Annotated in this window: 11 protein-coding genes; 4 read left to right on the top strand and 7 right to left on the bottom strand. The window is 58.9% G+C overall.

All coding sequences use genetic code 11. The features are described from left to right. Positions 1–8 precede the first annotated feature (8 nt). Entirely contained in the window at positions 9–995 is a 987-nt protein-coding gene (gene lipA, locus FV139_RS12460) for a lipoyl synthase (RefSeq protein WP_148068785.1), read from the bottom strand. A 233-nt stretch (positions 996–1228) separates the two neighbouring features. On the opposite strand from lipA, the gene FV139_RS12455 reads away from it, so the two are divergent. The 4 genes from FV139_RS12455 to FV139_RS12440 all read left to right on the top strand — a co-directional run bounded on the left by FV139_RS12455 (position 1229) and on the right by FV139_RS12440 (position 10865). Further along, complete coding sequence (locus tag FV139_RS12455; protein WP_148068784.1) at positions 1229–1864, top strand: TetR/AcrR family transcriptional regulator; 636 nt, start codon at positions 1229–1231, stop codon at positions 1862–1864. A gap of 219 nt (positions 1865–2083) precedes the next feature. Next, positions 2084–4615: a TonB-dependent receptor gene (locus FV139_RS12450; protein ID WP_148068783.1), complete on the top strand. Its 2532-nt coding sequence runs from the start codon at positions 2084–2086 to the stop codon at positions 4613–4615. A 298-nt stretch (positions 4616–4913) separates the two neighbouring features. Beyond that, positions 4914–7457, top strand: coding sequence for a TonB-dependent receptor (locus FV139_RS12445; RefSeq protein ID WP_148068782.1), 2544 nt, complete (start codon positions 4914–4916; stop codon positions 7455–7457). A 537-nt stretch (positions 7458–7994) separates the two neighbouring features. Continuing rightward, entirely contained in the window at positions 7995–10865 is a 2871-nt protein-coding gene (locus FV139_RS12440) for a S8 family serine peptidase (RefSeq protein WP_148068781.1), read from the top strand. A gap of 420 nt (positions 10866–11285) precedes the next feature. Here FV139_RS12440 and FV139_RS12435 read toward each other — a convergent pair whose 3' ends face one another. From FV139_RS12435 to FV139_RS12410, 6 genes are read right to left on the bottom strand one after another with little or no spacing between them, the layout of a single operon-like run. After that, the gene (locus tag FV139_RS12435; protein ID WP_148068780.1) at positions 11286–12437 is read right to left on the bottom strand and encodes a CaiB/BaiF CoA transferase family protein; all 1152 of its coding nucleotides are present in this window, start codon (positions 12435–12437) and stop codon (positions 11286–11288) included. Between the two features lie 59 nt (positions 12438–12496). Then, positions 12497–13273, bottom strand: a complete 777-nt coding sequence (locus FV139_RS12430; RefSeq protein ID WP_148068779.1) for an SDR family NAD(P)-dependent oxidoreductase — start codon at positions 13271–13273, stop codon at positions 12497–12499. 46 nt (positions 13274–13319) lie between these two features. Continuing rightward, positions 13320–14468, bottom strand: coding sequence for an acyl-CoA dehydrogenase family protein (locus FV139_RS12425; protein WP_213004109.1), 1149 nt, complete (start codon positions 14466–14468; stop codon positions 13320–13322). Positions 14469–14480: 12 nt separating this feature from the next. Next, the gene (locus FV139_RS12420) at positions 14481–15719 is read right to left on the bottom strand and encodes a thiolase family protein (RefSeq protein WP_148068778.1); all 1239 of its coding nucleotides are present in this window, start codon (positions 15717–15719) and stop codon (positions 14481–14483) included. A gap of 35 nt (positions 15720–15754) precedes the next feature. Continuing rightward, positions 15755–16543 (bottom strand): enoyl-CoA hydratase/isomerase family protein, encoded by a 789-nt coding sequence (locus tag FV139_RS12415; RefSeq protein ID WP_148068777.1) that lies wholly within the window; start codon positions 16541–16543, stop codon positions 15755–15757. 29 nt (positions 16544–16572) lie between these two features. After that, entirely contained in the window at positions 16573–18147 is a 1575-nt protein-coding gene (locus tag FV139_RS12410) for a class I adenylate-forming enzyme family protein (RefSeq protein WP_148068776.1), read from the bottom strand. Between the last annotated feature and the right edge of the window lie 95 nt (positions 18148–18242).

The raw sequence follows: 18242 nt of genomic DNA, 5'->3' as shown, positions 1-18242 counted from the left end.
GCGCCGGTTCAGAGACCGACGTTGTTCTTTTCCAGCACCTGTTCGGCGCGGTAGCTGGAGCGGACGAAGACGCCGGACACCACTTCCAGGAAGCCCTTTTCCAGCCCCCACAAACGGTACTGTTCGAATTCGTCCGGAGTGACATAGCGCTGGATGGGCAGGTGATTGGCAGTGGGCTGCAGGTACTGGCCGAAGGTGAGGATGTCCACCTTCGCCGCCCGCAGGTCGTCCATGGCCTCGCGAATTTCCTCGTCGGTTTCACCCAGGCCCAGCATCAGGCTGGTCTTGGTGAGCACGTCGGGACGGTGGGCCTTGGCGTGGGCCAGCACCGCGAGGGTCTGTTCATAGGAGGCGCGGGGGTCGCGCACCGGATGGGTCAGGCGACGCACGGTTTCCACGTTCTGGGCAAAGACTTCGATACCGGAATCCACCACGGTTTCCACATCGGCCAGAACCCCGAGGAAATCCGGGGTCAGGGCTTCCACCGCCGTTTCCGGGTTGTCCTCTTTCACCCGCCGCACGCAGGCGGCGTAGTGGCCAGCGCCACCATCGGCGAGGTCGTCGCGATTAACCGAGGTCAGCACCACGTACTTCAGGCCCATCAGCGCCACCGAGCGCGCGGTGTTGTCGGGTTCTTCCGAATCCAGCCAGCCTTTGGGGTTACCGGTGTTGACGGCGCAGAACCGGCAGGCGCGGGTACAGACGTCGCCCATCAGCATGATGGTGGCAGTCCCCGCGCTCCAGCATTCACTCATGTTGGGACACATGGCCTCTTCACAGACCGTGGCCAGGCGATGCTCGTGCACAATGCCCTTCACCTTCTCATAGGTGGCCCCGCCGCGGGCGCGAATGCGCAGCCATTCCGGCTTTTTCAGGCGCTCGCCCTGCTGGCTGCTGGCCTTGATGCCGTCCTTGATCGCAGTGATGCCACGGTCGTTGACGAACTTCTGGCCGCTGTGTACCTGAACCGTGGGAATGAGATTGCTGTCTGTCATCGACTGTCCTGAACTGTCCGCGGGGTGCACCCGATGGGCGAAAGGCGCTGATTATAGCGGAATTGGCGGCCAATACCGAGGTCTGTCACTGGGGTATACCGCGCGCCCGCTGGTTGGCGCGGGCATCAGTCCGGCGACTCCTGCCAACAGCAGCACGGGTGATTAGCCCTTGGCATCACGGTGTAACTGGGGCTTAATGGCGGCATCGGTCAAATTTTTTATTTGGGTAAAGTATGGAACCTTCTCCTGCCCCCGAGGGGCGTCGAGAGCGCAAGAAGCGCGAGACCCGGGAGCGCATCCTGCAGGTGGCCCAGGCCCAGTTCAACCGCCACGGCTTCGAGGCAACCACGGTCGAAGCCATCGCCGAGCAGGCGGATATTTCAAAGCCCACCCTGTTCAATTACTTTCCCAGTAAACTCAGCATCCTGCAGGCCCTGCTGCCGGAGGTGGACGAACGTTTTGCCGAGGTGATCGAAGCCACTGCGCAGACCTCTGCCGTGACCGGCAAACGGCTCGAAGCGTTTTTCAATTACGTCGCTTCCATGACGGAAGCGACGCCACACCTGACCCGCTCACTGATGCTGCAGTCCCTGCAGGTCTACGGATCCACGGAACCGTCCGAAGGTCCCAGCGACCTGCGCCGCTTCCCCGCCACCCGCAATGCACTGCAGAACCTGCTGGAAGCCGGCATCCAACGCGGTGAAGTCCGCAGCGATGCCAGACCGGAGCAACTGACCGAATACGTCACCGGGATTTACGTACACCAGTTCATGACCTGGCTGATCGACCCCAACTACCCCCTGCATCGGGAGTTGGTGGCAGCAGCAACTTTTCTCACCGCTGCCCTGCGGCCCGCTCCGCCTGCCTGACCCCCTCAGACATCACACGCCACTGCCCGGATCTCCCGCACCGGGCGGGTTTGTCAATTTAAACCGCAGGGCCACCCCTGCCTGAATTTGTGTGTGGCCTGCTGGCCCTTGGGCGCGTATCTTTTGCCCGCGGTAATATTTTAAACTCCGGTTTATATAAACCAGCCGCCCGATAAGACCCAGGCAGCACGCCTGCATAACAGATTCAGCGAGGCCTACATGCACCACGCAAGACCTTTCCGCCACGCGCCACTGGCGCTAGCCATCTCCCTGTTGAGCGCCCCGGCCGCCATGCCCACTCTGGCCCAGGGATTCGCCCTTGAGGAAGTGGTGGTCACCGCCCAGAAACGGGAGGAGTCCAGCCAGGATACCCCGATCTCCATCACCGCCCTGAGTGAGAACGCCGTGGAGAACCGCGGCATCGCCAACAGCGAAGACCTGATCGGCGAACTCCCGGGCCTGTCCGGCTACACCGCGCCGGGCTCCCGCGGCGCCTCCAGCCTGGCCATGCGCGGCGTCTCCGCCGGCAACCCGGCCAACCTGTCACTGGACCCGTCGGTGGCCATGTACATGGACGGCGTCTATGTCGGCAAGCTGGTGGGCTCCGCCATGGACGTGGCCGAGATCGAGCGCATCGAAGTCCTGCGGGGCCCCCAGGGCACCCTGTACGGGCGCAACTCCACCGCCGGTGCCGTCAACTTCATCACCAAGAAGCCCACCGGGGAACTGGGCCTGCGCGCCAGTGCCAAGGCCGGTAACTACAACTTCCGCGAGTTCAAGACCAACCTCGACCTGCCGGCTTTTGGCGCTGTCGGCGAAGGCCTCGGCGAGTTCGCCCTGAATTTCGGATACCAGACCCGCCTGCGGGACGGTTTCTACGAAAACGACAGCCCCGGGGGCGAGGACTTTGACGACCTCGACCGCCAGGCCTGGCGTGCAGCGGTGAGCTGGAACATCACCGACAGCGTCTACGTGGACTACATCTACGACCACAGCGAGCTGGACGAAATCGGCGCCCTGCAACAGGTGGTCGGCCTGACCCCACTGGACGCCGCCGGTAACGTGAGCCGCCTGCAGGCCATGCAGGGTGTCCTGCTCGCTGCCCAGGGCTGGGCCGCCAACCCCGGCGCCGACTCACGTATCAGCGAGCGCTGGATTCCCTCCCTGCAGCAGAGCATCGCCGCTTACCAGAATGCCCTCGACCGTGGCGAGGGCCGCGCCGATGACGGCCTCGCCGACTTCGCACCGGCGTCGAAAAACGATGTGGATGGCCACGCCCTGACTGCCACCTGGGAAGCCGGCGACCTCGGTTTCTTCGGTGACGTCACCTTCAAGTCGATTACCGCCTACCGGGAACTGGAAACCAGTGTGTTCGGTGACCTGGAAGACATCGACAGCCGGGTTGACGGCAACGGCACAGGCGCCTGGTCAGACCTGGTGCACCTCACCCTGGCGCAAATTTATGGCGCCGAAATCGGCTTCACCGGCGCACCGTCGGGTGTGTTCGCAGGCCGCCTGTGGAACGGCATCGACGAGATTGGCGCCTTCCACAGCAAGCAGGACACCACCACCGGTTACGAGCAATTCTCTGAAGAACTGCAGATGGTCGGCAGCACCGAGCGCATGGAATACGTGCTGGGCCTGTACTACTTCGAAGACGAGGGCGAGTACCGCCGCAACGCCATCTTTGCCGCCCCCCTGAACGGCGCCGGCAGCCAGTATTACGACAACGCTACCGAGGCCTGGGCCAGCTTCGCCCAGACCACCTGGACCCCGGGCTGGCTGGAAGACCACATCGCCCTGACCTTCGGTATTCGCTACACCGAGGAAGACAAGTCCATCGACTACGACTACGGCGCCTACGACACACCCTTCAGTTCGGTTCCTGCGCAGGCGATAAGTCGTGACGAGAGCTTCTCCAATGTCAGCGGCAACTTCACCCTGGCCTACCAGGTCACCGACGATTTCAACACCTTCCTGCGCTACGCCACGGGTTACCGCAGCGGTGGCTTCAACGGCGAAGTGTATGACAACGCGTACGACGAAGAGACCATCGAGCAGTACGAGATCGGCTTCAAGACCGACTGGTGGGACAAGCGCCTGCGGGTGAACGGCTCACTTTACGCCTACACCTACGAAGACCTGCAGGTCAGCCAGATCAAGACTGACAGCGGCGCCGCCACCAGCCAGATTACCAACGCCGGTGAAACCGAGCGCTGGGGTGGCGAACTGGAGATGATGGTGTCTCCGCTCGAGGACCTGGTGCTGGGCCTGACCTACTCCTACGTCGATGGCGACTTCGAGAAGTTCCCCGATGTCTGCGGCACCAATGTACCGACCACCTGCCTCAGCGGCGTGGACAACGCCCAGCGCGGCGCCTCGCCTGACCACCAGGTCAGTGTATCCGCCGACTACCTGTTCGCCCGCACCGGTTTCGGTGACATCACCGGCTACATCCAGGCCAACTGGCAGAGCGACTGGGTGGAAACTGCCCTGTGGAGCGGCGTGGTCGGCGGCGACCCGGTGATCTACGACCACCTGGGCATGGATGAGCGCACCATCGTCAACGCGCGCCTGAACCTGGAGGGCATTCCACTGGGGGACGGCAACCTGCGCTTCACTCTGTGGGGACGCAATCTGACCGATGACGATTACCCGACCTTCGGCATCAACCTCGGCAGCCTGGGTCTGCTCACCGAGCAGTACGGGGCGCCGCGCACCTACGGTCTCGAGGTCACCTACGACTACTGAGTAAGAGCAAAGTCCTTCTGCGGGCGGCCACTCCCTCGGGTGCCGCCCGCTTTTTCGGACAGCCAGTTACCACCATCGGCCTGAGACCGCCGGGCACCGACTCCCCCAATCTCGCCTAGCTGGTATTAATAGTAATACCGCCATCCGGCCTGCTGACCAACTCGGTTATGGAGGCCAGCCCCTCTCCTGTGTATCGTTTTCCCACGGATAATTATTTATCTGTAGTTAGCTTTTAGTCTTTTGCAGGACAGAGCGGCCGGACACCCGGTGCCGTTAATAATGATAGAGAGAGGCCCTCATGCTGTTACCGAAGTACCGCCTTCAAACCTACCTTGCCCCCAATCCCCTCGCCCTGGCAATCTCCCTGCTGGCCGCCCCTGCCGCGCTGCCTGCGCTGGCCCAGGGCGGCGCTCTCGAGGAAGTGGTTGTCACCGCCCAGAAGCGGGAGCAGTCCAGCCAGGAGACGCCGATATCCATTAGCGCGCTGAGCGCCAGCAATATCGAGAACCGTGCCATTCGCAATACGGAAGACCTGATCGGCCAGCTACCCGGCGTAGCCGGCTTCTCGGCGCCCGGCTCCCGCGGCGCGACCAGTCTCGCCATGCGCGGGGTGGCGGGCGGCAACCCGGCCAACCTGTCGCTGGACCCTTCGGTGGGTATGTACCTGGATGGCGTTTATATTGGCAAGGCAAACGGCTCGGCCATGGATGTAGCGGAAATCGAGCGTATCGAGGTTCTGCGCGGCCCCCAGGGCACCCTGTATGGCCGCAACTCCACCGCCGGTGCCGTCAATGTCATCACCCGCAAACCCTCGGGTGAATTCGGGCTGCGGGCCACCGCCAAGGCCGGCAATTACAACTTCCGGGAATTCAAGCTGAACATGGACCTGCCCTCTGTGGGTACCAGTGGCGAGGGCCTGGGTGAACTCTCCGCCAGCGTCGGTTACCAGACGCGCCTGCGCGACGGCCTCTACGACAACAACAGCCCGGGCGGGGATGATTTCGACGAACTTGACCGCCAATCCTGGCGCGCGGCGATCAATTGGAACATCACTGACAGCTTCTACGTGGACTATGTCTACGACCACAGTGAACTTGATGAAGCTGGCGCCCTGCAGCAGGTGGTGGGCTTCACTCCGGTGGATGCCGCCGGCAACGTTAGCCGTATTGCAGCACTACAGGGCACCCTGGCCGCCGCCCAGGGCATGGCCAACATACCCGGTGCGGACCCGCGCATCAGCAGCCGCTGGATACCGTCACTGCAGCAGACCATTGCCGCCTACCAGAACGCCTTGGAGCGAGGCGAGGGGCGAGCCGACGATGGCCTCGCGGACTTCACCCCGCGCTCTGACAACACGGTTGACGGCCACAGCCTGACACTCACCTGGGAAGCCGGCGACCTCGGCGCCCTTGGCGATGTTACCTTCAAGTCCATCACCGGCTATCGAGAAGTGGAAACCAATGTTTTCGGTGATATCGAGGACCTCGACAGCCGCCTGGACAGCAATGGCGTCGGCGCCTACTCCGACCTGGTGCAACTCACCATGGCCCAGATCTACGGCGCGGAGATCGGCTTCCTCGGCGCCCCTGTCGGCGCCTTCGCCGGCATGCTGTGGGACGGTATCGACAACCTTGGCGCCTTCCACACCAAGCAGAACACCTTCACCGGCTACGAGCAATTCTCCGAAGAACTGCAGATGATCGGCAGCACCGATCGCCTCGAGTACGTACTCGGCGCTTACTACTTCGAAGACGAAGGCGAGTATCGGCGCAACGCCATCTTCGCGGCCCCCCTCAATGGCGCAGGCGCCCAGTACTACGACAATGCCACCGATGCCTGGGCCGGCTTTGCCCACGCCACCTGGACTCCCGGCTGGCTGGACGAGCGCCTGTCACTGACTGCCGGCCTGCGTTACACCGAAGAAGAGAAGGAGATCGACTACGACTACAAGGAGTTCGCCACCCCCTTCGGTTTCAACCCCGCGCGGGCGGTTAGCCGCGCCGAGAGCTTCTCCAATACCAGCGGCACCTTCACTGTCGCCTTCCAGGCGACCGAAGACATCAACACATTCATACGCTACAGCACTGGCTACCGCAGCGGCGGCTTCAACGGCGAGATCTTCGACAATGGCTTTGACGAGGAAACCATCGAACAACTGGAATTAGGTATCAAGAGCGACTGGTGGGACCGCCGCCTGCGGATCAACGGCTCACTTTATACCTATACCTACGACGACCTGCAGGTCAGCCAGATCAAGACCGAGGGCGGCGCGGCAACCAGCGTCATCACCAACTCAGGGAAAGCCGACCGCTGGGGTGGCGAACTGGAGCTGCTGGTCTCGCCATTGGAGGACCTGGTCCTGGGCCTGAGCTACTCCTACATCCATGGCAACTACGACAAGTTCCCCGCCGTGTGCGGGACCAACGAGCCGGCCACCTGCCTGCCGGCGGACGACCTTGCCAAGCGCGGCTCCCCCAGCAATCAACTCAACTTCACCGCGGACTACCTGTTTGCCCGCACCCACTTCGGTGACATCACCGGCTACGTCCAGGCCAACTGGCAGGACGCCTGGTACGAGTCCGCACTGTGGACCGCCGTGGTCGGCGGCGAACCGGTCATCTCCCCCCACCAGATTATGGACGAGCGTACGGTGGTGGACGCACGCCTGAACCTGGAAAACATTCCCCTTGGCAATGGCAGCCTGCGCATCACGGCCTGGGGGCGCAACCTCACCGACGACGACTATCCCACCTTCTCCATCAACTTCGGCACCCTGGGGCTGATTTCGGAGCAGTACGGGCAGCCGCGGACCTATGGGTTGGAGGTGAGTTACCAGTACTAAGTCGAGCCTTAGGAAGCGCCAACACAGCCACACAGGCTCTGCGCCCCTGCACAGGGGCGCATCCACCCTCAATCAGCAGTCCTGATATCCCCTGATACAGTCGATTCTGCACCAAAGTTGACAACGCTAGCATCTTGACCAATTCTTGGTACCACTGTCGCTCACCTGACGGTGGCGACTTCATCCAATAACGTCGGAACAGCTCGCGAGTGAAGTGGTATACCTCAGCAGGGGATAACAACACCTAAATTTCTGAGACATACACCCTGTCGCAACAGCGGCGGGGGGCTCGTTAGCTGTACCTGTGCAAAAACCTTTGGAGGTTTACGTGCAACTATCGAAGTTACTCATGGTATCTGCTGTCGCCCTCGCAACCTCAGCGCATGCAGCGCAAGGTGGCAAGGTGGCAAGGACAAGACCAATATCAACCAGAACAGCGCTGTGCCCACGCATCTGCAATCTTTGCGCCTTGCGGAGCCTATAACGCGCTCACAGGCCGAAACCCTCGACAGAGGGCTCAGCAACGCGAGCGGGACTGTGCAAGTCATTCTCCGCCTGAGCGAGCCGTCCCTGGCCCAGGCCGGCGGCCGCCACAGCCAGCTACAGCGTGTTGCAAGCCAGCAGCAAGCTCTGGACGCGGCGCTGGCTGCGGCAGGTGCTCGCAAGCTCGGCGCCCTCAGCAAAACCTTGAATGCCGTCATGGTGGAGGTGGATGCCTCCCAGCTCTCCAGCCTTGCAGCCAACCCTTCGGTCACCGCCATTCGTGAAATAGGCCGCTATCACAAGACCCTCGATGAAACGGTTTCCCATATCGGCGCAGCCGTGGAACTGGTGGGTGACAATGACGGCAGCGGCATCTCCGTCGGCGTGGTGGACAGTGGTATCGACTACTACCATGCGGCACTGGGTGGTTCGGGTATCGTTGACGATTATCTCAATGACTCGGGCACAGTCCGTGAAGATGGTACTTTCCCCACAGAAAAAGTCGTGGGTGGCTGGGACTTCGTGGGTAGCATATGGCCTGATCCGAATGACGTTGTGCCGGGCGACGGACTGGCTGAGGACCCCGACCCCCTGGATGACGGCGATGAGGCCGGGCACGGGACTCACGTGGCCCACATCATCGGCGGCGAAGGTAACGTCGATCTCGGCATTCCTCCCGGCGTGGCACCGGGGGTCGACCTCTGGGCCCTGAAAGTCTGCTCCTCGGTTTCGACCTCCTGCTCTGGAGTCGCACTCCTGAACTCAATCGAGTACGCAGCGGACCCCGATGGCGACCCGGAAACCGATGACCACCTGGATATCCTCAACCTGTCCCTGGGCTCGAATTACGGCCAGGCCTTCGACGACGACCTGTCAGCCGCCATCGATGGCGCAACGGCCCTGGGCATTCTGACGGTGGCCTCCGCCGGGAATGCCTCCGACAAGCCCTATATTGTCGGCACACCGTCGGCGACACCTTCCGCCCTCAGCGTGGCGCAAACCCAGGTACCCTCGGCCAGCCTGCAGCTGATTTCCGCTGGTGGCCAGGATGTGCCCGCTGTGTTCCAGCCGTGGTCCGTCGAACCCGATGGCACCGTCGAAGGGCCGATCAGGTACGGCAACAGCGACGGCAGCAACCTCAACGGCTGTAAACCGTACGACGCCGGCACCTTCGACGGCAGCATTGCCTTGATCGACCGAGGAGGCTGTAACTTCACCCTGAAGATTCTCAACGCCGAACTTGCCGGCGCCAGTGCCGGCATCATCGGCCTGGTCGCCCCGGGCGCCCCCTTCTCTGGCGGTGACGGCGGCGACGGCCCCATTACGATACCTGGCTACATGATCAGCCAGTCTGCCTCCAACTTCCTGAAAAGTCTGGATGAGGATAGCGTAGCGGCCATCGACCCCGATAACGGTCTGCCGCTGGTGAACCAGATGGTTGGCTCCTCATCTCGTGGTCCGACCCTGCAGTTCAACGCCCTGATCAAGCCGGAGATCGGCGCGCCGGGCGCGTCGGTATCAGCGATTGCCGGCTCCGGTACAGGTACCGGGCCCTTCGGCGGTACGTCCGGTGCAGCGCCCATGGTATCCGGTGCCGCGGCACTGGTTCTGGCAGCGGATACCGACCTCAGCCCGGCCGAAGTACGGGCCAAGCTGGTCACCACGGGTGATACCAACATCGACACGGACCCCTTTAGCGGATTGGCGCCGGTAGCCCGTATCGGCGGTGGCGAGGTACGCGCCAATCGCGCCCTCAACACAGCGGTATCCGCCTGGGATGTCGATACCCTGTCTCCGGCACTTTCCTTCGGCTTCCTGGACGCCTTCGAGGAAACTACCCTGAGCAAGACGGTGGTAGTGACCAACTATGGCGACAGCGACGTGTCCTACGCGGTCTCCTCCGCCTTCCGCTACGCAGCAGATGACAATGGGGCAGTGTCAGTCGATGCCAGCCAGTCCTCCATCGATGTGCCTGCCGGCGGCTCGGTGGAATTTGATGTCACACTGACTGTCAGCCCGGAAGATCTGACGGCATGGTATGGCAACTCCGGTTCTCTGGGGGCCGACCCGGCCTGGATCACTGACCTGGAGTACGACGGCTACGTGAACCTGGATGCGGACGGCGTGGACAATGACATCCACCTGCCCTGGCACATCCTGCCGCGTAAATCCGGCAACCTGGCCGTATCCCTGAGTGGCAAGGGTCAATTCACGCTCAGCAACGAGGGCGTGGGAGACACTCTGGTTGAATCCTACAACCTCATCGCGACCAGTGACGATCTGCCCGAAGGTGAACGTGGAGCCAACAATCCCATCACTGACTTCAAGGCACTGGGCTATCGCACAACTGCGGTACCGGCCGGTTATTGCAGCGCCGAAAAGTCCTTCGTGATCCAGTTCGCCGTCGCTTCCTGGGAACGCCAGACTCATGCCAACGTGCCCAATGCCTGGGATCTCTACCTGGACTACAACGGTGACGGGTTCCCCGAAGCCAATGTGTTTAACTATGAGCTGGCTGGCAACCTGAGTGACGGGCGCAATGCGGTTATCGCGACTGACTACGTTGGCGGTACCCAGACCATTTACTTCCTCACGGACCATGAGACCAACAGCGCCAACACCGTTCTCACGGTTTGCGCCGAGCAGATCGGGCTGGACGGTAGAGGCCTGACCCACAAGGCTCAGGTCGCCTTTGGTGGCGCCTACGATCTCTATTTCACCGGGGAATATACGGACTTCCTGACTGAATTCGAGCTCAGCCCCGGTGTTGACGATTCTCCGGTGACCTTCCAGGGGAACAAGTCGGGCTACACGGTCTTGCCCAACGGCGGGAGTGTCAAAGGCACGAGGTCGGGCAAAACCGGCGCTCTCCTGTTGTTCCGCGGCGGCGCGCCTGAAGGCAATGAGCATGTCATCATTGAGTAGGCTGATTTGCTGACCAACAAAAGGGCCGGCTCTGCCGGCCCCAGACTGCTGACAAACCCCGGTCATTTAGCCGGGGGTTGTCGTTTTGGAGATACCGCTTTCTTTTCCCGACGTCTCCGCGGAGACGCCGCTAGACTGCCCTGAACTGGCCAGAAGCCCGATAAAAGGTTTCCCCCTGCGCGGACAGCGGTACTCATCCGCCTCACTATGTAGGTCGGCTGGGAATCTCAGACCGCTGGTTCCCGACCTCACCATGCACTAGGGGCATATTGTAGGGATCTATCACAAAAGCGCAGACCATCCCCGTGTTCTCGACGTGTTTCTCGACCACCTGAGAAACGGGCAGCACGACTAGCCCCCCTCCTCTGCGACCCCCTACCCGCGATATCCGACCGGGGCCATACTATGGCTTCGGCGGCTTCAAATTACGCCCTGGTACCGCAGTGACTCTATGAGCGGTTCCTTATACCCCAACGAGCTCAAGATGGACTCTGTGTGCTCACCCTCAAGTGGTGGCGATGACCTGATTTCTGCAGGTGTGCCACTGAATCTCGGCGCAGGAGCAGGCTGGAGAACCCCGTCAATCTCCAGAAATGTTTCTCTGTGTCGATTATGGGGGTGCGCCGCAGCCTCAACGAAATCCAGTACTGGCGCGAAACAGGCATCGGTACCTTCTAGTAGCTCACACCACTGGTCACGCGTTCTGGTTTTGAACAACGACGCCATTTCCCCCTTGGCTCGCGACCAACGGGTCTTGTCGAACTGGTTGTTGAATCCAGGCTCGTTAGCGAGGCCGCATTTCTCCATCAGCAAGTTATAGAACCTGGCTTCCAGCGCGCCCACGCTGATATAGCGGCCATCTGCACACTCGTAAGTACCATACCAGGGCGTGGCGCTGTCAATGATGTTGTCGCCCCGTTGGTTGCTCCATACACCTGCCTGATGAAACGAGTACAGCAACGACGTCATTACAGCCGTTCCGTCTGTAATCGCCGCGTCTATCACCTGACCTTTACCTGTCTTTCTGGCGTTGAGAATTCCGGCCACTATGCCGAGGGCAAGCATCAGTGCGCCTCCCCCAACATCGCCTACGAGGGTCGGTGGCGCGAAAGGCGCCTCCTCGCGGTGACCTGAGTAGTAAAGTGCGCCGCTCAATGCGATATAGTTGATATCGTGTCCGGCGCAATTTGCCAGTGGACCACACTGCCCCCAACCGGTCATACGGCCGTAAATCAATGCCGGATTTAACTCCAGGCATGTCTCTGGACCCAATCCCAGACGCTCCATTACCCCGGGACGAAAACCTTCGATCAATGCGTCGGAGTCACGGATAATGTCCAGAGCAACTTCTGCTGCGACAGGGTTTTTGAGGTCCAGGGCAATTGAACGCTTGCCACGATTCGAGATGGCATACTTGCCTTTGGTGACAAGGTCTATCAGTGCACCCGAATCGCCCCCTTTGCGTTGTATAACAGTGACTTCCGCCCCCAGATCCGCAAGAAACATTCCACACATGGGTCCCGGCCCCAACGCGGAAATTTCAACGATTTTTATACCTTCCAACGGTCCCATTCTATTCCTTTGCTCGCTTCACTGAGTTCTCAATCACTGAGAACCGGCTAAACATTCAGTTACCTGGCCTGCATAACCGTCGCCGCGTCCAGTCGAACTGTCCGGCCATTCAAATAGGGGTTTTCGATCATAAAGGTGCAGGCATGGGCAAACTCTTCTGTTTTGCCCATTCGTTTAGGTGCCTCGCACATATCGATGAGGGCGTTCTGAACATGATCATCCAGCGAACGTACCAGCGGCGTACCGAATAGACCCGGAGCAATGGAATTGACTCGAATGCCATATTTCCCTAGTTCCCTGGCCGCCGGCATATTCATTCCGTTGACACCCGCCTTGGAAGCACTGTAAGCGCACTGCCCTATCTGTCCCTCAAAGGCGGCGCCTGAAGATACATTCACTACAACGCCCCGCTCGCCATTTTCGTCGGGTTCGTTTAAGGCCATCCGTTCTGCGCACTTGGCCATGACATTGAATACACCGCACAGGTTGACGTTGATAACCGTTGCATAGCGGGACAGGCTATCGGCTTTCCCGTCCCGGCCCAGCATCTTGCACGGAAGCGGTATCCCCGCGGCATTGATATCCGCATGGATGGCACCAAACCTCGCCATGATTCTTTGTATTGCCGCGTCGATACTGCCCTCTGATACTACGTCCGTTTTGCAGAATAGCGCGTTGTCTTCCCCCAGTGCGCTCACAGTTTCGACTCCGGCCGATTCATCCAGGTCGAGAATGGCGACTTTCGCGCCTTTCTCGCGCACCATGTAATTGGCGGTCGCCTGACCCAGCCCGGACGCACCGCCCGTAATGACCACTACCTTGTCTTGCAGATTCAACGCTGACTCCCCTTTACGTTATGTCGTCGACGCAACAGATCAATGCTTACCTGAACGCTTGCACACCGGTAAGGCATCGAGCGATCAACAACTTCTGAATTTCAGTGGTACCATCCGGGATCGGATTAATGATCGCCTCACGCGCGAGTCGCTCAACGATAAATTCTCTGGTAACTCCGTTGCCCCCGTGGATTTCTACCGCGTCCCGGGTTGCGGTTACTGCCATTTCAGTGCCATACCATTTCGCCATGGAGCACTCTTTGTCGGCACGCGCCCCGCTCTGCACTTTATCGATGGCTCTGTAGGTGAGCAGACGCGCTGCGTCGATATGCGTCGCCATCGTCGCAATTTTGTCCGCAATCAGTTGATGGCCGGCAATGGGTTTACCGTGCTGCGACCGATCTTTGGCATAGCCAATGGCTTCATCCATCGCGCGACGGGCAATACCAATTCCCCACATGGCCATATGGCATCTCGCGAACTCAAACATCTTGAGCGTATTCCTGAGACCGCTCCCCAGTTCACCAAGAGTATTACTGACAGGGACCCGCACATCGGCAAGAAATATCTGTGCGGTGGACTGACCGTTGAGGGCGATTTTCTTGATCCCGGAAACATCGTAGCCATGCTCTTCCCGATCTATCAGTATGTGACTGATCTGTCCCTCACCGGTCTTGCAGGTACAGACAAGGAGATCCGAGTATTCACCGTTGGTGATCCACGTTTTCTCGCCGTTGATTACCCAGTAATCGCCGTCTCGCACTGCCCTGGTGTTAACAGCAGCCACGTCGGACCCCACATCCGGCTCTGAAATACCCATGGAGATGAATTTGTCGCCCGAGATAATATCCGGGAGGTACTTGCGTTTGATCTCGTCCGACCCCAACTGGCAAATCAGTTCTGCTCCCACGCAATTGATGAAGCCCGGGATGGCGATATCCAGAGAGGTGTAGGCAACCTCTTCGAAAACCATGAGGTGGGTCAACCAGTCCATGCCAAAGCCGCCCCACTCCTCAGAATGGGGCGCCTTGATGAGGCCGTACTCTGTCAACTGCTGGGTCCACTTTTGCATCTTTTCGCGTGGGATAAAGCCGTCTCCGTGGGCACGGAACTGTGGCTCGATCTCCGCGTCAAGGAATCTGCGGAGGCTCTCGATAACCATTTTCTGTTCTTCGGACAAGGAAAAGTTCATCATTACTCTCAACCGTTATTTCGCTAAAATGCTCACCACCGCAGTGGCCTCTTCGACGCCGTAGATTCCGCCGCCGTTTTCCTGAATGGCAATCCTGGCACCGCTCACCTGGCGTCGGTCCGCCTCGCCACGTAACTGGGTTACGAGTTCATAAATCTGGCCAAGGCCGGTTGCACCAATGGGATGACCCTTGGATTCGAGACCGCCTGAGGGGTTGATGGGAATTTTTCCGCCTATCGAGAAATCACCGCTTTCAGCGGCTCTTCCTGCCTCTCCAAAGGGAGTCAGACGAAGGTTTTCTGCCTGGATGATTTCGCCCATGGCCGTGGCGTCATGTACCTCGGCGACGTCAACGTCTTCGGGACTTACCCCGGCGATCTCGTATGCATGAACGGCCGCCAGGCTGGTTATGTGATTGCGAAAATCCGACGCCTCACGCGTGGAACCTGAACGCACGACGCTGGCCACAAGTTGTACTGCTCGAGACGCGTGGCCCCGAAGCCGCTTCAGGCCCGACCGGCTGCACAATACCACTGCAGCGGAGCCGTCGGAGATCGGCGCACACATGGGGAGCGTCAGCGGATAGGTAATTGGTGGCGCTGCCATAATCTCATCTACGGTATATGACGTCTGATACTGGGCTAAGGGATTGTGAACGGAATGGGCGTGATTCTTTGCGGAAACCGCTGCAATCTGCCGCTGTGTAGTACCAAACGTCGCCATGTGTTGACGACAAAACGCGGCATAGACGTCCATGAACATACTGTAGGGTTTACTGGATTGGCTGCCTTCAGGAGGCATTATCCCGAGGCCCATGCTGACTAACCGGTCGCGGTTGGCCTCTACGGATGACACATCCCAGGCTGAGTCAAAGGCGGCAAACATTCTGGCCTTGTCGGGGCTGGTCATTTTTTCGGTACCCACGGCGAGGGCGATATCGCAGTCGCCGGCTCGAATAGCTTGTCCGGCCAGATGCATGGCTGAACTGGCTGAAGCACAGGCGCCTTCTACATTAAAAATCGGGATACCCTCAAAGCCCATTGAGCGCAGTGCTATCTGCCCTGGTATCATGTGCTGATCATGCAGATAGCCGATGACACAGGACCCAAAGTAGGCCTGGGAGACATCGGTCTTGTCAGCACCAGCATCCGCCAGTGCCGCTGCAACCGCCTCCCGGGTCAGGTCCTGGTAACTTCGCTCAGGATGGCGACCAAACCGGGTCATGCCGACACCAGCGATATAGAGATCTGTCATAAATAGGTCCGTAGGTTTCTTGTGTTATCGCAGGCTCAGTAGCCGCGGAACCGTGGCTTTCGCTTTTGTGTGAAGGCAGCGATACCTTCTTCGAAATCCCAGGATCGAAGATGTTTACGCATTGCGACCTGTTCACGTTGGAGTGAGGCGCTACGACTTCCATCACTAGCGCGGTTTGCCACGGACTTCATCCGCCGCATAGCCAGTGGGCTATTCCCTGCTATGTGTTCCGCCAGTTTTTGTGTCTCCGTCTGGAGACTGTCGCTGGAGACCACTTCATTCACGAATCCATAGTGTTGCATCTGCTCTGCCGACAAGGTCCGGCCTGTCAAAAGGAGGTATTTCGCGATATTTAACGGCACCAGTCTGGGCAGTATGGCGGCGCCGCCTGCGCCGGGATAAACGCCAAAGTTCGCGTGAGCATCACCGATCCTCGCGCTCTCCGCAGCAACAACCAGATCGGCGCACATGGCCATCTCCAAACCGCCGGCGAGCGTGATCCCGTTGAGCGCTGCAATTACTGGCTTGGGGAAGTCTCTGAGTGGATCCAGTACGTTCTCACACAGGCGGTCGAGAATGTCCATTTCGCCTGCTGCGACAGCATTCGCCTCGACCACCTGCTTGAGATCCATTCCGGCACAGAAGGCCCTACCGCTGCCGGTAATCACCAGTACGGAACAACAATCGTCCGCGGCAATAATGGGGAGATACTGTTCGAAGAGACTAATGATGCCACTATCCAGCGCGTTCATCGCCATCGGCCGGTTCAGGATCAGCCAGGTAACTGGCCCGCGGTTCTCTAGAACCAAAACGTCATTACTCATGGATATATAACTGCCATCTGTTGGACTTTCTAACCAACATGCCGGGATTGATTGCGCCAGTATTTTTGCCGAACATCCTTGCGTAGAACTTTGCCGACTGAACTGAGCGGCAGTTTGTCGACAATGGAAATCGACTTTGGCGCCTTGTAGCCGCCGAGCGATGTCCTGACCAGCGCTATCAGGTCTTCAGGCCTCACGTTCATCTTTTCACGGAGCACAACTTCAGCATGTACCGCCTCACCCCACTCTTCATGGGGTATCCCTACAACAGCGGACATCAACACTGCTTCATGGGAGTTGATCACGGCCTCTATCTCAGTTGCGTAGATGTTGAATCCACCGGAGATAATCATGTCCTTCTTTCGATCTACGATGAAGGCAAAGCCCCATGGATCAAAGTACCCGAGATCGCCGGACTTCCAGTAGCCATTGTGAAATTCCCCGCGTGATTTCTCAGGATTATCGAGGTATCCAAGGCAAGTACCCCTTGAACGCAGCCAGAATTCGCCGGTTTCACCATTTGGCAACTGGTGTCCCTCGTCGTCTACCACAAGTACTTCGATACCGGCGGTGACTCGACCTGCAGATGCAAGTTGAGACTCGGATTGAGCGTCTACACAGTGATCCTTTTTACTCAGGGAGAGAGCCAGGGCGAAATGCTCTGTAGATCCATAGACCTGGATGAAGATGTTGCCCAGTCGTTGCTGCAATCTCTGGAGCTTGGCCGGACTCATAGGTGCTGCGCCATAGAAAACATTTTGCAGCGAGGAGAGATCAAGTTGCTCCAAACCGGGGAGTTCAAGCAATCGATAAAGCAGCGTGGGAACCATAAACGAGTGGGTAATACCCTCTTTCTGTATAGTCTGGCAGTACTTATCGAGATCGGGACTGTTCAGAGTAATGTTGCAACCACCGGTAAAGAACGCAGGAATGATAAACATGCCGCTTCCGTGACTCACAGGTGCTACATGTACCATCCGCGTGCGCGAAGTCCAGTTACCGTCTTCAAGTGCGTACATACTGTCACGCAGTCCAAACCAGTTATCCGCACAGTAAAGAGCCGGCTTTCCCTTGCCTGTCGTGCCACCCGTAAATCGGATCAAAACGGGATGCTCCCGGTCGTCAATTTCGATATCGGGGTTTTCACAGGACGCAGTATTCACCAGATCCCAAAAGCAAAGCACGCCGGGCCGGTCCTCTTCAACCGGGTCCATACAAAGAATCTCAACGCCTCTGTCACGCAGCATCTGGTAGTGACTATCGAGTAACCTGTTCTCTATAAACGCCACTCGAGGCTTCACTGTGTCTACCTGACTGATGTGCTCCTCAAGCGAATCCCTGTAGTTGGTAAAGACTCCCGTAAACGGGCCCTTGAGGATGGTAGGCATATGAACAAGAGCGAGATTGTCGTTCTCCAGGATACAAATGAAGCGGTCACCCGTACTTAACCCTATTTCGTGGGTCAACATGTTCACTACTCGGTTCGATATATCGTGTAACTCGCTGTAGGTGAACCGCCTGTCGCGTTCTACATTGACGATAGCTTCACACTGACCGTAGCGATCGGCCAGGGCCTGAAACTGGCTGCTAAAATTAATCTTCATTCAAAGCATTCTCTAACACTGGAAACTTATTGTTTTATTGACAATATCCCGATCCTGACTTCGCTTCAGGTCATCTCGTTTACATTTTGTGTCTT

Origin of the sequence: Parahaliea maris (genome assembly GCF_008064665.1) — a bacterium.
Taxonomy (GTDB): Bacteria; Pseudomonadota; Gammaproteobacteria; order Pseudomonadales; family Halieaceae; genus Parahaliea; species Parahaliea maris.
Note: the sequence above shows the minus strand (reverse complement) of the source record. Positions and strands in the feature narration are given on the sequence as shown.

Bases quoted from the DNA above. Each gene is read 5' to 3' on its own strand.
- lipA (WP_148068785.1), bottom strand. From the start codon at position 995: ATGACAGACAGCAATCTCATTCCCACGGTTCAGGTACACAGCGGCCAG.
- FV139_RS12455 (WP_148068784.1), top strand. From the start codon at position 1,229: ATGGAACCTTCTCCTGCCCCCGAGGGGCGTCGAGAGCGCAAGAAGCGC.
- FV139_RS12450 (WP_148068783.1), top strand. From the start codon at position 2,084: ATGCACCACGCAAGACCTTTCCGCCACGCGCCACTGGCGCTAGCCATC.
- FV139_RS12445 (WP_148068782.1), top strand. From the start codon at position 4,914: ATGCTGTTACCGAAGTACCGCCTTCAAACCTACCTTGCCCCCAATCCC.
- FV139_RS12435 (WP_148068780.1), bottom strand. From the start codon at position 12,437: ATGGGACCGTTGGAAGGTATAAAAATCGTTGAAATTTCCGCGTTGGGG.
- FV139_RS12425 (WP_213004109.1), bottom strand. From the start codon at position 14,468: ATGATGAACTTTTCCTTGTCCGAAGAACAGAAAATGGTTATCGAGAGC.
- FV139_RS12420 (WP_148068778.1), bottom strand. From the start codon at position 15,719: ATGACAGATCTCTATATCGCTGGTGTCGGCATGACCCGGTTTGGTCGC.
- FV139_RS12415 (WP_148068777.1), bottom strand. From the start codon at position 16,543: ATGAGTAATGACGTTTTGGTTCTAGAGAACCGCGGGCCAGTTACCTGG.
- FV139_RS12410 (WP_148068776.1), bottom strand. From the start codon at position 18,147: ATGAAGATTAATTTTAGCAGCCAGTTTCAGGCCCTGGCCGATCGCTAC.